Source organism: Inquilinus ginsengisoli, from assembly GCF_050434925.1.
Lineage (GTDB): Bacteria > Pseudomonadota > Alphaproteobacteria > DSM-16000 > Inquilinaceae > Inquilinus > Inquilinus ginsengisoli_B.
The window spans coordinates 5889217-5903450 of the sequence record NZ_JBNDJK010000001.1 but is presented as its reverse complement, the minus strand read 5'-3'; the positions used below and the strand labels follow the sequence as shown (position 1 = coordinate 5903450).

11 protein-coding genes are annotated in these 14234 nt (G+C 68.0%); 6 read left to right on the top strand and 5 right to left on the bottom strand.

Features of this window, described 5'->3' with window-relative positions:
- Positions 1 to 4 precede the first annotated feature (4 nt).
- Both QFZ27_RS28220 and rodA read right to left on the bottom strand, forming a co-directional pair.
- Positions 5 to 1426 (bottom strand): MFS transporter, encoded by a 1422-nt coding sequence (locus QFZ27_RS28220; protein ID WP_429229775.1) that lies wholly within the window; start codon positions 1424 to 1426, stop codon positions 5 to 7.
- Positions 1427 to 1515: 89 nt separating this feature from the next.
- Positions 1516 to 2667, bottom strand: a complete 1152-nt coding sequence (gene rodA / locus QFZ27_RS28215) for a rod shape-determining protein RodA (RefSeq protein WP_429229774.1) — start codon at positions 2665 to 2667, stop codon at positions 1516 to 1518.
- Positions 2668 to 2887: 220 nt separating this feature from the next.
- Between rodA and QFZ27_RS28210 the strand changes: the two genes are divergently transcribed.
- Positions 2888 to 3808, top strand: coding sequence for a glycosyltransferase family 2 protein (locus QFZ27_RS28210; RefSeq protein WP_429229773.1), 921 nt, complete (start codon positions 2888 to 2890; stop codon positions 3806 to 3808).
- Here QFZ27_RS28210 and betB read toward each other — a convergent pair.
- Positions 3772 to 5220 carry a betaine-aldehyde dehydrogenase gene (gene betB / locus QFZ27_RS28205; RefSeq protein WP_429229772.1) on the bottom strand — a complete coding sequence of 483 codons (1449 nt, stop codon included), beginning with the start codon at positions 5218 to 5220 and terminating at the stop codon, positions 3772 to 3774. The genes QFZ27_RS28210 and betB overlap by 37 nt on opposite strands.
- Before the next feature lie 14 nt (positions 5221 to 5234).
- Positions 5235 to 6887 carry a choline dehydrogenase gene (gene betA / locus QFZ27_RS28200; RefSeq protein ID WP_429229771.1) on the bottom strand — a complete coding sequence of 551 codons (1653 nt, stop codon included), beginning with the start codon at positions 6885 to 6887 and terminating at the stop codon, positions 5235 to 5237.
- A gap of 212 nt (positions 6888 to 7099) precedes the next feature.
- Between betA and QFZ27_RS28195 the strand changes: the two genes are divergently transcribed.
- From QFZ27_RS28195 to dacB, 5 genes are all read left to right on the top strand, one after another.
- Positions 7100 to 8041: a choline ABC transporter substrate-binding protein gene (locus QFZ27_RS28195; protein ID WP_429229770.1), complete on the top strand. Its 942-nt coding sequence runs from the start codon at positions 7100 to 7102 to the stop codon at positions 8039 to 8041.
- 73 nt (positions 8042 to 8114) lie between these two features.
- On the top strand, positions 8115 to 8972 hold the full coding sequence (gene choW, locus QFZ27_RS28190; protein WP_429229769.1) for a choline ABC transporter permease subunit: 858 nt from the start codon (positions 8115 to 8117) through the stop codon (positions 8970 to 8972).
- The gene (gene choV / locus QFZ27_RS28185) at positions 8972 to 10156 is read left to right on the top strand and encodes a choline ABC transporter ATP-binding protein (protein ID WP_429229768.1); all 1185 of its coding nucleotides are present in this window, start codon (positions 8972 to 8974) and stop codon (positions 10154 to 10156) included. Before choW ends, choV begins: the two co-directional genes overlap by 1 nt.
- A 276-nt stretch (positions 10157 to 10432) precedes the next feature.
- Entirely contained in the window at positions 10433 to 11155 is a 723-nt protein-coding gene (locus QFZ27_RS28180; RefSeq protein WP_488168135.1) for a sugar transferase, read from the top strand.
- A 157-nt stretch (positions 11156 to 11312) separates the two neighbouring features.
- Positions 11313 to 12749, top strand: coding sequence for a D-alanyl-D-alanine carboxypeptidase/D-alanyl-D-alanine endopeptidase (dacB, locus tag QFZ27_RS28175; RefSeq protein ID WP_429232504.1), 1437 nt, complete (start codon positions 11313 to 11315; stop codon positions 12747 to 12749).
- On the opposite strand, the gene QFZ27_RS28170 is transcribed toward dacB, so the two are convergent.
- A complete protein-coding gene (locus tag QFZ27_RS28170) occupies positions 12746 to 14044 on the bottom strand; it encodes an NAD(P)/FAD-dependent oxidoreductase (RefSeq protein ID WP_429229766.1) in 1299 nt (432 codons plus the stop codon). The genes dacB and QFZ27_RS28170 overlap by 4 nt on opposite strands.
- Between the last annotated feature and the right edge of the window lie 190 nt (positions 14045 to 14234).

The following is a 14234-nucleotide window of genomic DNA, read 5'->3' as shown; positions in this document are numbered from 1 at the left end:
GTTCTCAGCCGGCCTGCCGCTCCAGCGCGTCGCGGCTGATCAAGGCCAGGGCCGCGACCGCTCCAAGACATTCCCCCAAGCCCCCGACCAGGAGAGCCGGCCCCAGGCCGGCGATCAACCGGTCCGCTGGAGCGTTGACGTCGCCGCCATGGGCGGCAAAGACGGCGCCGAGGATCGCGACGCCCAAAGTCGCGCCGATCATCCGCGCCGTGTTCACCAGCCCGGCGGCGGTGCCCGACCGCTCCTGCGGCACGCTCGACACGGTCACTGCCATTACCGGGCCGGTGTTGAGGCCGAGCCCGACACCGGTGATCAGCAGCGCCGTCTCGACATAGAGCAGGCCGGTGCCGGCGGAGATCCAGGCGAGCAAGAGCAGCCCGGCCCCGATCAGCGCCATGCCGGCGGTCATCAGCGCCCGCGGCCCCAGCCGGGTCGCCAGTCGGCCGGAGATCTGCGAGACGAGGAAGAAGATCAGCGACATCGGCAGCAGTTCCAGCCCCGCCTCGATCGGCGTGGCACCGCGCACGGTCTGCAGATAGACCGGGACCAGGAACAGCATGGCGTACATGCCGAAGGTCATCGCCAGCGCCACGATCAGTGAGCCCGACAGGGCCGGGCTGCGGAACAGGTCGAGCGGCACCAGCGCCCCCTCGGTGCGGGATTCGACCGCCAGGAACAGCACGATCGCGATGAGGCCGACGGCGACGCCGGCAAGCGTGGCGGCGGAGATCCAGCCCCAGCGGTTGCCTTCGATCGCGGCCAGGGTCAGGGCGCCCAGCGCCATCATGGCCAGGCCCTGACCAGGCAGGTCGAGGCGCCGGCCTTCCGGATCGGCCGATTCGGGCACCGACCGGACGGCCAGCAGCAGGGCGAGGGCGGCCACCGGCACGACCACGAAGAACAGGCTGCGCCACCCCGCGGCCGCGACCAGGATGCCGCCGGCCGTCGGGCCGATGGCGAAGGCCAGGCCGTTGCAGCTGGCCCAGATGCCGATGGCATGGGCGCGCTCCTTGGCGTCGGGATAGGTCGCGGCCAGGATCGACAGCGAGGCGGGCAGCAGCAGCGCGGCGCCCAGCCCGGTGATCGCCCGGGCCGCGATCAGCACCGTGCCGTCCGGGGCGAGGCCGCAGGCCAGCGAGCCGAGGCCGAACATGGCCGCCCCGGCGACGAAGATCCGCCGGCGGCCGAACAGGTCGCCCAGCAGCCCGCCGGTCAGCAGCAGGGTGGCATAGACCAGATTGTAGACGTCCAGCACCCATTGCAGCGCACTGACCCCGAGGCCGAGGGCGGCGCCGATGGCATGGGCGCCGAGATTGACCACGGAGGTATCGATCTGGGCCACCAGCACGCCGAGGCACATGGCGAGGAGGACCAGGCCGGGCCGCGTCTGCGATCGGGGTGTGTTGATGGTGTCGGCTGAACACATGTCGGCTGCTCCCGCTGTCACAGAGGGAACGGTCGCAGCCCCAAGCGGGCTCCCGGCGAACGCTTCGATCCCGGTCGAAGCGTGCGGGCTCAGTAGTCCGTGATGCCGCTGCGCGGGACTCGCACCTCGCGGTGGATCCAGACGCTGAGCAGGATGCCGCAGCCCATCAGCAGCGTCAGCATCGCGGTGCCGCCATAGGACACCAGCGGCAGGGGGATGCCCACCACCGGGATCAGCCCGGTGACCATCGCGACATTGACGAAGACGTACAGGAAGAAGGTTGTGGTCAGGCCGATGCCGACCAGCCGGGCGAAATGGCTGCGGGCACTGAGCGCGATCATCAGCCCATAGACGAACAGCATGGTGTAGAGGAACAGCAGGATCAGCGCGCCGACCATGCCGAACTCCTCGGCCAGCACCACGAAGATGAAGTCGGTGTGCTTCTCCGGCAGGAACATCAACTGGCTCTGCGTGCCGGCGGTGAAGCCCTTGCCGAACAGGGCGCCGGAGCCGAGCGCGATCTTCGACTGCATGATGTTGTAGCCGGCGCCCAGCGGGTCACGCTCCGGCTCCAGGAAGGTGTAGACGCGGTTCTTCTGGTAATCGTGCAGGAACTCCCAGCCGATCGGGATCGCCGACAGGCCGAGCCCGATGGCGATGGCGAATTTCCACAGCCGCACCCCGGTGGCGAACAGCACCGCGCCGCCGGTCAGGATCAGCAGCATGGCGGTGCCGAGATTCGGCTGCATCAGCACCAGCCCGACCGGCGCCAGGATCAGCAGCAGTGGTACGATCAGCGCCAGCGGGTTGCGTACCTCGATCAGCGAGAATCCGTGGAAATAGCGGGCGAGGGCGAGGACCAGGGCGATCTTCATCAGCTCGGAGGGCTGGATCACCAGGGGGCCGAGATTGATCCAGCGCTCGGCGCCCATGCCGACATGGCCCATCATCTCGACCACGATCAGCAGGGCGAAGACGATGGCGTAGATCGGATAGGCGAGCTTCATCCACGTCCGGATGTCGACCAGCGCCAGCAGCAGCATGACCACGAAGCCGGTGGCGAAGCGGGTCAGCTGCCGGCTGGCCCAGGGCTCCCAGGAGCCGCCGCCGGCGGAATACAGCAGCATGACCCCGACCGCGGCGATGGCGCAGACCAGCACCACCAGGCCCCAGCTCATCAGCTGCAGCTTGGTCAGAATGGTATAGTGCGGGGTGTCGTCGCGAATCCGGAAGCTGCTCATGAACCAGGGCTATCCGCCGTCACCGTAAGGCGGCCGGACTATGCTCCGGCAGGCCCGCCCGGGCAAGGCCGGGGGCCGACACGGCGCGCCCGATGGAGCAACGAGGGAGGCCTATCCGCCTGCCGCGTGCGGTTCGACGCATTTGACCGGCGATCTTCGGGGCTGCATCATTTCATAAATATGCAGAGGAACTTTTATGACGAAAATTTGTGGGATCTGCATGCTGAGAGACACCGTAGATCTGGTTCCATTTCTGGTCGGTCATTATTTGAGGATAGGGTTCGATCGAATTCAATTCGTTGACGACCAGTCGTCGGACGGAACGTTCGAGCTCCTGTGCTCCGTCGCCAAGTCGAATCCCAGGGTAACCGTGGAGCGCGTCGTTCATGACATCTTGAAGCAGGCAGAGGTCATGTCCGCCGCCGCAAACCAGGCGCTTGCTGCAGGATTCAACATCGTCTTTCCGTTTGATGCCGACGAGTTCTGGAGTATCGACGTCTCCCAGATTCGGGTCGCGGCGACCAGGCCCGGCCTGTTTGTCGGACGGTGGGTCCAGTTCGTGCAGGACCGGTCGGAGCGGCATCGTCGACGGCGAGGGTTGTTCAGCGTCCGGTACCGTGCCCCGGTGCTGGCCGATACCGATCCCGCCACCGTCGAATCCTTCGATCGGTCATTCGTGTGCCTGACGGTGCCGAAGGTCGGGTTCGTCGCCGATTCCCCGGTGGCCCTGAGCAAGGGACAGCACGCGCTCACGCATGGTCCTTGCGAGATCCTGGCGCAGGATCTGGAGCTGTTTCATGTGCCGATCCGCTCGGCCCGCGAGATCAAGCTTCGGGCCGAACGAGCTGAACGGGTGTTGGCCAACACCCAGGGCGACGACCATTGGCAGACACGGTCCTTCCGCGCCGCCATGCAGGCGGGCCGTCTGGATGCCGTCTGGGCGGCGAACAGCGCAAGCACCGACGGTTTCCTTGACCTGCCCCGGCAGCGGATCATGCTGATCCGGGACAGCCGCTTCCAGACGCTGATGGCCCGGGCCTGGCTGTACATGCTGGTCCGCCACCCCTCGGCGCTTCTCGGGCGGCGGCGGTGGCCGGCGACGGCTCAATACGGGCAGTCGACGTCGCCGGTCTCGACATAGACGCTCTTCAGCTGGGTGTAGTGCTCCAGCGCGGCGAGGCCGTTCTCGCGGCCGAGGCCGGACTGCTTGTATCCGCCGAACGGGATCTCGACCGGGGTGATGTTGTAGTTGTTGATCCAGCAGGTGCCGGCCTGCAGCCGGGCGACGACACGGTGGCCACGGGCCAGGTCGCGGGTGAAAACGCCCGCCGCCAGGCCGTACTCCGTGGCGTTGGCGCGGCGCACCGCCTCGTCCTCGTCGGTGAAGGTCAGCACCGTCATCACCGGGCCGAAGATCTCCTCCCGCACGATCGACATGTCATCGTGGCAGGCGTCGAAGATCGCCGGCTCGACGAAATAGCCGCCGGCCAGGGCCGGGTCGGCCGGGGCGCGGCCGCCGCAGACCAGACGGGCGCCGGCCTTCACCCCGGCCTCGACATAGCCCAGCACCTTGGCCCGATGGTCGGCCGAGATCAGGGCGCCGACCTGGGTCGTCGGGTCCATCGGGTCGCCGATCCGCATCTTTTCGGTGCGGGCCAGCAGCAGGTCCATGAAGCGGTTGTGCAGCGGCGCCTCGACGAACACCCTTGTGCCGTTCGAGCAGATCTCGCCCTGGGTGTAGAAATTGGCCATCATCGCCGCCTTCACCGCGTTCTCGACATCGGCGTCGGCGAAGATGATCAGCGGCGACTTGCCGCCCAGTTCCATGGTGACGTGCTTCATCGCCCCGGCGGCGGCCGCCGCGACCTTGCGGCCGGTCGGCACCGACCCGGTCAGCGACACCTTGGCGACATCCGGATGGGTGACCAGGGCCTGGCCGACATCGCCCTTGCCCTGCACCACGTTGAACACGCCGGGCGGCAGGCCGGCCTCGGCGAAGATCCCGGCCAGCGCCACCGCGGTCATCGGCGTCAGCTCGGACGGCTTGAACACCATGGTGTTGCCGCAGGCCAGCGCCGGTCCGGACTTCCAGCAGGCGATCTGCAGCGGGTAGTTCCAGGCGCCGATGCCGGCGACCACTCCCAGCGGCTCGCGCCGGGTATAGGCGAAGGCGCGGCCGAAATCGTGATGGGTGCCGTGCAGCGACGGCGCCAGCCCGGCGAAGTACTCGATCGCATCGGCGCCGGAATCGATGTCAACCGAAAGCGCCTCGGCGATCGGCTTGCCGGTGTCCTCGACCTCCATCCGCGCCAGCCGGTCGCGATTGGCGCGCAGCAGGCGCACCGCCTCGCGCAGGATGCGGCCGCGCTGGGTGCCGGTCATGCCGGCCCAGCCGTCGAAGGCAGCCTTGGCGGCGGCCACGGCGCGGTCGACATCGGCGGGAGAGGCGGCGGCGACCCGATCGATCACCTGTCCGGTCGCCGGGTTGATGGTGTCGAAGGCCGTGCCGCTTCCTTCGACCGCGCTTCCGCCGATATGCAGCCCGATGGTCATGGCGTTCTCCTGTTTCAGCGCTGCGCCGTCTGCCAGTTGGGCGCTTGGTAGACCGGGGCGTTGGAGGGCGGCAAGGGCGTGCGGCCCAGGATGATGTCGGCCGCCTTCTCGCCGATCATGATGGTCGGCGCGTTCAGATTGCCGCTGACGATCGACGGCATGATCGAGGCGTCGACGATCCGCAGCCCCTCCAGCCCGCACACCCGGGTCTCTGGGTCGACCACCGCCATCTCGTCGACCCCCATCTTGCAGGTGCAGGAGGGGTGATAGGCGCTGTCGGCCTTGGCCCGGACGAAGGCGTCGATCTCGTCGTCGGTGCGCACCGCAGTGCCGGGCGAGATCTCGGGCCCGCGATAGGGGTCGAAACCGCTCTGGGCGAAGATCTCGCGGGTCAGCCTGACGCAGGCCCGCATGTCGGCGCGGTCCTCCTCGGTGGTCAGGTAGTTCGGCTGCAGGATCGGCTTGGCCCGAGGGTCGGCCGAGCGCAGATCGACCCAGCCGCGCGAGGTGGCGCGCATGGTCCCGGCATGGGCCTGGAAGGCGTGGCGATCGCCCGGCTGGCGGCCGTGGTCGTTCACCACCGACGGCAGGAAATGGTACTGGATGTCCGGGTGGGGGATGCCGGCGCGCGAGCGGATGAAGCCGCCGGCCTCGAGATGGGCCGAGGTGGTCAGGCCGCTGCGGAACAGGAACCACTCGACCCCGACCTTCGCCTTGTAGAGCGGGTTCTCGACGCTGTAGAGCGTGATCGGCTTGGTGCACTCATACTGGATGTACATCTCCAGATGGTCCTGCAGGTTGCGGCCGACGCCGGGCAGGTCGTGCACCACGGCGATGCCGTGCCGGCGCAGTTGGTCGGCCGGGCCGATTCCGGACAGCATCAGCAACTGCGGCGAGTTGATGGCCCCGCCGCACAGGATGACCTCGCGGGCGGCGCGGGCGGTGCGGACCTGGCCGGCCTGGGCGTATTCGACGCCGACGGCGCGAGTGCCCTCGAACAGGATCCGGGTGCTCAGCGCCCCGGTCTCGATGGTCAGGTTCGGCCGCGACCGGATCGGCTTCAGATAGGCCTTGGCGGCCGACCAGCGCTCGCCTTGATGGATCGTCATGTCCATCTTGCCGAAGCCTTCCTGCTGGTAGCCGTTCATATCGGCGGTGAACGGGTACCCGGCCTGCTGCCCGGCCTGGATGAAGGCGTCGAACAGCGGGTTCGGCTGGCTGCCGGTCGACACGTTGAGCGGCCCGTCGGCGCCGCGATAGTCGTCGCCGCCCTTGGCCCGGGTCTCGGCGCGGCGGAAATAGGGCAGCACCTCGGCATAGGACCAGCCGGCGGCGCCTTCCCCGGCCCAGCGGTCGTAGTCATAGGCATGGCCGCGGACATAGACCATGGCGTTGAGCGAGGAGGAGCCGCCGAGCACGCGGCCGCGCGGCCAGTACATGCGGCGGCCGTCCATCGCCGGCTGCGGCTCGGTCTCGTAGTACCAGTTGTACTTGTCGTCGCCGAGATTGTAGGTCAGCGCCGCCGGCATGTGGATCTTCCAGGTCCGGTCCTCGGGCCCGGCCTCCAGCACCAGCACGCGGTTGCCGGGCTCGGCCGACAGCCGGTTGGCCAGGACGCAGCCGGCCGACCCGGCGCCGACGATCACGTAGTCGAATTCTGTCGTCATGGCTTCCACTCCTCCGGCTGCGGCCGCATGCTAGCGGGGCCGCAGCGGGCAATGAGTCCGGTTTGCGTCACGCCATGCCGGAAATCGGCCAGCGGCGGCACGCGGGCCATCGTTAGACTCGCGCGGAGGCGCCTTGCCGTTGGTCCGGCGGCAATGTGCCTCGCTGCAACGAAGAAAATCGTGAACAGGCGGGCAAACAGGAGAGTCGCATCATGATGTCGTGGCGTTTGAGCGGGCTGGTGCTGGGGCTGGCCTTGGCCGCCGGGACGGCCCAGGCGGCCGATCCGGCGAGCTGTCAGAAGGTGCGGTTCTCCGATGTCGGCTGGACCGACATCACCGCGACCACCGGAGTGGCCTCGACCATCCTGAAGGGGCTGGGCTACGAGCCCTCGGCCGAGGTGCTGTCGGTCCCGGTCACCTACGTCTCGCTGAAGAACAAGAACATCGACGTCTTCCTCGGCAACTGGATGCCGACCCAGGCGGCGGACGTCCAACCCTATCTCGACGACAAGTCGGTCGAGAACGTGCGCGTCAACCTCGAGGGCGCGAAATACACCCTGGCCGTGCCGGACTACGTCTTCGAGGGTGGGGTGAAGGATTTCGCCGATCTGACGAAAAGCGGCGACAAATTCGACAAGAAGATCTACGGCATCGAACCCGGCAACGACGGCAACCGGCAGATCCAGTCGATGATCGACAAGGATTCCTTCGGCCTGAAGGACTGGCAGCTGGTCGAATCGAGCGAGCAGGGCATGCTGTCCCAGGTGGACCGGGCGATCCGCCGCAAGGAATGGATCGTGTTCCTCGGCTGGGCGCCGCACCCCATGAACAAGAATTTTACGCTGCAGTACCTGTCGGGCGGCGACGACTTCTTCGGGCCGAACTACGGCGGCGCCACGGTGCTGACCAACGTCCGCGCCGGCTATCGGACAGACTGCCCGAATGTCGGCAAGCTGCTGGACAACCTGGTCTTCTCGCTCGAGATCGAGAACGCCGTGATGGCCGGCATCCTCGACGAGGGCAAGTCCGGCGACCAAGCGGCGGCCGACTATCTCAAGGCCAACCCGGATGTGCTGACGCCCTGGCTGGCCGGCGTGACCACCTTCGACGGCAAGGACGGCCTTGCCGCGGTCAAGGCGTCGCTCGGCCTCTGAGACTTCCCGACAGGCGCGCCGCTGCCCCGGCGGCGGCGCGTCGTCCAAAAGGCCGGAACAAGAAGGACGCCGCATGGACCAGCTGAGCGCGCTGCTGTCCCAGAAGATTCCGCTCGGGCTGTGGATCAAGCACCTGACGGATTTCCTGACCGACAATTTCGCCAGCGTCTTCGATGCCATCTCGATCGGCCTCGGCACCGGGATCGAATGGCTGATCGACGTCTTCCTGTGGCCGCCGCCGCTGGTCTTCATCGCCCTCGTCGCCGTCCTCGCCTATGTGCTGCACCGGCGCTGGCAGCTGGTCGTGATGGTGGTGATCGGCCTGCTGCTGATCCTCAATCTCGGCTACTGGACCGAAACCATGCAGACGCTGGCGCTGGTGATCAGCGCCACCTTCCTGTCGCTGGTGATCGGCATCCCGATCGGCATCCTCTGCGCCCACCGGCCGCTGGTCTACGCCGTGATCCGGCCGATCCTCGACCTGATGCAGACGCTGCCGACCTTCGTGTACCTGATCCCGACCCTGATCCTGTTCGGGCTGGGCGTGGCGCCGGGCCTGATCTCGACCGTGGTCTTCGCCGTGGCCGCGCCGATCCGCCTGACCTATCTCGGCATCCACGGCGTGCCGGGCCCGCTGCTCGAGGCCGGCGAGGCCTTCGGCGCCACCAGGCGGCAGCTGCTGTTCAAGGTCGAGCTGCCGCATGCCCTGCCGACGATCATGGCCGGGCTGACCCAATGCATCATGCTGTCGCTGTCGATGGTCGTCATCGCCGCGCTGGTCGGGGCCGACGGCCTGGGCAAGCCGGTGGTGCGCGCCCTCAACTCTGTGAACGTCCCGATGGGCTTCGAAGCCGGCCTCTGCATCGTCATCCTGGCCGTGATCCTCGATCGTCTGGTGAAAAGCGAACGGCCCGTCGGAGGGGCGCATTGATGTCCGACATCCTTCCCGCGGTCCATTTCAACGCCATCGACGTGATCTTCGGGCCGACGCCGAAGCGGGCGCTGGCCCTGCTCGACCAGGGCCGTACCCGGGCCGAGATCCAGGCGGAGAGCGGCGACACCCTGGCGGTCGCCGGGGCAGAGCTCTCGGTCCCGCCGGGCGAGCTGTGCGTCCTGATGGGCCTGTCCGGTTCCGGCAAGTCGTCGCTGCTGCGCTGCGTCAACGGCCTCAACAAGGTCACCCGCGGCCGCATGATCGTGCGCTGCGACGGCCAGGAGGTCGACGTCGCCAGCTGCGACGAGACCACCCTGCGCAAGCTGCGCGCCGACTGGGTGTCGATGGTGTTCCAGCAATTCGCGCTGATGCCCTGGCGCACCATCCGCGAGAATGTCGGCCTCGGGCTCGAGCTGCGCGGCATGCCGAAGGCCGAGCGCGACCGCGTGGTCGACGAGAAGCTGGCCCTGGTCCATCTCGACAAATGGGCCGGCAAGTACCCGCGCGAGCTGTCCGGCGGCATGCAGCAGCGCGTCGGCCTGGCCCGTGCCTTCGCCACCGACGCCGACATCCTGTTGATGGACGAGCCGTTCTCGGCCCTCGACCCGCTGATCCGCACCCATCTGCAGGACGAGCTGCTGGAGCTGCAGCGCCGGCTGAAGAAGACCATCATCTTCGTCAGCCACGACCTCGACGAGGCGCTGAAGATCGGCAACCGGATCGTGATCATGGAATCCGGCCGCATCGTCCAGGTCGGCACGCCGGAGGAGATCGTCACCAAGCCGGCCGACGACTATGTCGCCAACTTCGTCGCCCATGTGAACCCGCTCAACGTGCTGCGGGCCGAGGCGCTGATGACGCCGCTCGACCTGCTGCCGCGCGACGGTGATTCGATCCTGGTCGACAAGGCCATGACCTGCCGCTGCCGGGTCGACGATCTCGGCCGGCCGATCGAGGTGTTGCAGGACGACCGGCCGCTGGAGATCGCCGACGGCATCGTCAACGGCGTGGCCCCGGGGCAGATCGCGACCATGCCGATCCACGCATCGATGCGCCGTTTCATAGCCGCGCATGAAGCCACGCGACAGCCGATCCTGGTGCTCGATGATGACGGCCGACTGGTCGGCAAGGTCGGGGAAAGCGAGCTGGTGGCTCGATTGCTTCGCGGGAAAGATGATTAGGAACAATGCATTAAATGATATAGTTTTCGTATTGGTTTAAATTTCCCTCCTCTGCCATTGATCTAGCCACGCTCGTAGCGGCAACACACGGCAATAAATGGATTGTCTCTCCTGGCGGCATTCGATATACATAGAAGGCGCATTCAATGGCCGCCAGGCCACACTAAAAATTGCCATGTTTCAGGCAATTATGATGTGCGCGACCCTAGTGGCTAGGGGGCGGGGAGTCAGACGAAATTTCAGTGTGGGGTGTTCTGCCGGTTGCGGCGGCGGGACATGTTCTGCTCCTTTGTTTCAGTTTTCTGGGGGTACAGGGATATGCAGTCCGACAGCCTCGTCGATACTGCCGCCGTAGATATTTCCGCGGAGACGCCGATCCAGTCGGCGCGGGCGGGCATGGCGGCGAAGCGGTTGATGGATATCGTATTGTCGATCGTCTTTCTGATCCTGTTTTCACCGTTGTTCCTGGTCTGCGCGGCGATGATCCGGCGTTCCGGCCGGGGGATCTTCTACAGCGACCGCCGCGTCGGCCGCCACGGCAAGATCTTCTACTGCCACAAGTTCAGGACGATGGTTCCCAACGCGAACAAACTGTTGGCGGATCTTCTTCAGAAGAACCCTGAGATGCGGCGTGAGTGGGAATCCGGCTTCAAGCTGAAGAAGGACCCGCGGGTGACCTCGATCGGCCGTTTCCTGCGCAAGACCAGCCTCGACGAGCTGCCGCAGCTCTTGAACGTGCTGAAGGGCGAGATGAGCCTGGTCGGCCCACGGCCGATGTTCGAGGAGGAGCAGGAGCGCTGGGGCGCGGCGATCCGCTACTACCACAGCACCCGGCCCGGCATGACCGGCGTGTGGCAGATCTCCGGCCGCAACGACACCAGCTACGAGACCAAGATCCGCCTCAATGTCGACTATGTGCGGACCTGGACCCTGTGGCGGGACATCGTGATCCTGTTCAAGACTCCGATGGTCTTCCTGCCCGGCGCCGGCGCCTACTAGCCGACCCGGCCCATCCGGCGGCCACCCCGCCCGAGAACGATCGACGCGGCCCCCTTGCGGGGGCCGTGCTCGTTTCGGCCTCGCCACAGCTTCCGACTCGCCGCGCCTGGAGCTATAGGAGGGCGCGACCCGATGCGGAGGATGCCGGCCCGTGCCCATGATGAGACTGTTCCGCCTGTTCCTGCTGCTGGTGCTGGCGGCCGCCCTGCCGGCCCATGCGGCCCGGGCCCAGGCCGGGGCGGCGGCCACCCGCAGCGGCCTGCCCGCCGGGGACGTCGCCTACATTCTGTTCGATGCCCAGAGCGGCCAGTTGATCGACAGCGCCCAGGCAACGCGGCCGATGATCCCGGCCTCGACCATGAAGGTCGCGAGCATGCTGGCGGCGATCGAGATCCTCGGCGCCGACCATCGCTTCACCACCATCGTCACCGCCGGCGGCTCCATCGCAGGGGGCGTGCTGAACGGCGACCTGGCCCTGATCGGCGGCGGTGACCCCACCCTCGACATCAACGACCTGGCCGACCTGGTCGGCCAGGTCCGGCAGGCCGGCATCACCAAGGTGACCGGCCGCTTCATCGTCGACGACACGGCGTTGCAGGCCCTGCCGTTCCTCGACCCGTTGCAGCCCCTGGCAGCCTCCTACAACCCCGGCCTCACCGGTCTCGCCGTCAACTTCAACGCCTTGCGGGTGAGCTGGCAGACACGGCAGGGGCGCTTCGACGCACGCGCCGACGCGGTGGCGGAGGGGCGCAACGTCACGTTGCCCTGGGTCGATGTCAGCGAAGGCGCGGCCACGCCCTACCGTCCGGTCGAAGGCCATGAGGGCTGGATCCTGTCGTCGCGGCTGCCGGACAAGGGCTCCGACCTGCTGCCGATCCGCTACCCGTCGGCGACCGCGGCCGAGATCTTCCGCAGCTTTGCGCGCGACGCCGGGATCGCCCTGCCGGCCCCGGCGATCGGGCCGCGCACCGCCGAAGGGACCATCATCGCCCGGCACGACAGCGAGACGCTGCCGGTGATCGTCACCCGCGTGCTGAAATACAGCAACAACCTGTCGGCCGAGATGATCGGCATGATGGCGGCGCGGCAGGCGCTGGGCCGCGGCAGCATCACCCAGGGGGAAGCGGGCCGGACACTGGCCGCATGGTGGGCGCAGAAGCTGCCGCAAGTGGATTGGAGCGGGCTGTCGATCCCCGGGGCGTCGGGTCTCAGCACCGCCGCCCGGATCTCGCCGGTGCAGATGGCCGCGGTGCTGATCGAGGGCAATCGCATCGGCCTGCCGGCGCTGATGCCGGAGCGGCCCGACGGCGGGGCGGAGGCCGGTTCCGGCGAGCCGCCGCCGCTGCCGGCCGGCCGGCTGCGGGCGAAGACCGGGACCATGGGCTATGTCCGCGGCCTGGCCGGCTATCTGTCGGCCAACAGCGGCAGGCAGCTCGGCTTCGCCATCTTCATCGTCGACGAGCCGCAGCGCGCCGCGGCCGACGCGGCGACCGACCCCCTGGTCCTCGCCGTGTCGCAGCCGGCCCGGCGCTGGCTCGGCCGGGCCCGGGCAACGGAGCGCGAGCTGCTGCGGCAGTGGGCCGCCGCCTACTAAAGCAGGTCGCGCAGCCGGTACCAGGCCATCGCCAGCACCAGCGCCGGCATGCGCAGCATCCGTCCGCCGGGGAAGGGCTGGTGCGGGATCCGGGCGAAGACGTCGAAGCGGTCGGCCTGGCCGCGGATCGCTTCGGCCATCACCCGCCCGGCCATGCCGGTCAGCAGGACGCCGTGGCCGGAGAAGCCCTGGGCGAAGAAGATGTGCGGCGCCAGCCGGCCGAAATGCGGCGTGCGGTTCAGGGTGATGCCGACATGGCCGCCCCAGCAGAACTCGACCTTCTTGTCGGCCAGGCGGGGCAGGGTGCGCGCCATCGTCCGGCGCATGGTCTCGGCCAGGCGGCGCGGCTCATAGCCGGAATAGCTGACGCCGCCGCCGAACAGCATCCGGGTGTCGTGGCCCAGCCGGTAGTAGTTCAGCACGAAGTTGATGTCGGCGACGGCGAAGCCCGACGGGACGGTCTGCTGCGCCAGTTCATCGCCGAGGGGCTCGGTGGCGATGATGTAGGTGCCGACCGGCATGACCCGCGAGCGGATGGTGCGGTCGACCTCGGCCGACAGTGCGGGCAGATAGGCGTTGCCGCACAGCGCCACGAAATCGGCGGTGATCCGGCCCTTCGGCGTCGTAGCCACCGCCGGGCTGGCCTGGTCCAGCCGGGTGACCGGCGTGTCCTCGAAGATCCGCACGCCCAACGCCCGTGCCGCGTCGGCCAGGCCCAGCGCATAGTTCAGCGGATGCAGCTGGCCGCTGCCGCTGTCGAGCAGCCCGCCGACATAGCCGGGCGCGTCGACCAGCGCCCGGATCTCGGCCCGCGACAGCATCCGGCCCTGGTGGTAGCCGAGCCCGTCCCATTCGGCGACATGGGCCTCCAGCTCCTCCATGTGCCGGCGCTTCAGCGCGCCCAGCACATAGCCCCAGCGCAGATCGCAATCGATGCCGTACTGCTCGACGCGCTGCCGCAGCAGCGTCTTGGCCTCTTCCGACATGTCCCACAGCTTGCGGGCGTCGTCGCGGCCGACCCAGCCGGCGATGGTGCCGATGTCCTTGTTGAAGCCGGTCACCGCCTGGCCGCCGTTGCGCCCGGAGGCACCCCAGCCGACCCGCTGGGCCTCGACCAGCACCACGTCGAGGCCGCGCTCCCTCAGCTCGATCGCGGTGCTGAGGCCGGTATAGCCGCCGCCGACCACCAGCACATGGCAGCGCAGATCCCCGTCCAGCGAGGGGAAACGGAGATCGCGGTTGGCGGTGGCGGCGTACCAGGAGCGGACATGGCCGCCCGGGCTGGCTCGTTGCATGACACGGTTTTGGTGGCCTCGGGTGGCGCCTTCAATAGCCCGGGCCGGACCGGGGCGGCCAGCCGGGCGGACGCCCGGTCCGTCATGTCCTGCCCGCATGACGCCAGCCCAAGGCAGCACCGACGGCTGTTCGCTTGTCGCAGCCGGCCCTACGGGTGAAAATAGGACCATAAACCGTGACCCCGGGGTG

Coding starts and splice junctions, on each gene's coding strand:
- QFZ27_RS28220 (WP_429229775.1), bottom strand. CDS start 1,426: ATGTGTTCAGCCGACACCATCAACACACCCCGATCGCAGACGCGGCCC.
- choW (WP_429229769.1), top strand. CDS start 8,115: ATGGACCAGCTGAGCGCGCTGCTGTCCCAGAAGATTCCGCTCGGGCTG.
- rodA (WP_429229774.1), bottom strand. CDS start 2,667: ATGAGCAGCTTCCGGATTCGCGACGACACCCCGCACTATACCATTCTG.
- dacB (WP_429232504.1), top strand. CDS start 11,313: ATGATGAGACTGTTCCGCCTGTTCCTGCTGCTGGTGCTGGCGGCCGCC.
- QFZ27_RS28180 (WP_488168135.1), top strand. CDS start 10,433: ATGTTCTGCTCCTTTGTTTCAGTTTTCTGGGGGTACAGGGATATGCAG.
- QFZ27_RS28210 (WP_429229773.1), top strand. CDS start 2,888: ATGCTGAGAGACACCGTAGATCTGGTTCCATTTCTGGTCGGTCATTAT.
- QFZ27_RS28195 (WP_429229770.1), top strand. CDS start 7,100: ATGATGTCGTGGCGTTTGAGCGGGCTGGTGCTGGGGCTGGCCTTGGCC.
- QFZ27_RS28170 (WP_429229766.1), bottom strand. CDS start 14,044: ATGCAACGAGCCAGCCCGGGCGGCCATGTCCGCTCCTGGTACGCCGCC.
- betA (WP_429229771.1), bottom strand. CDS start 6,887: ATGACGACAGAATTCGACTACGTGATCGTCGGCGCCGGGTCGGCCGGC.
- betB (WP_429229772.1), bottom strand. CDS start 5,220: ATGACCATCGGGCTGCATATCGGCGGAAGCGCGGTCGAAGGAAGCGGC.
- choV (WP_429229768.1), top strand. CDS start 8,972: ATGTCCGACATCCTTCCCGCGGTCCATTTCAACGCCATCGACGTGATC.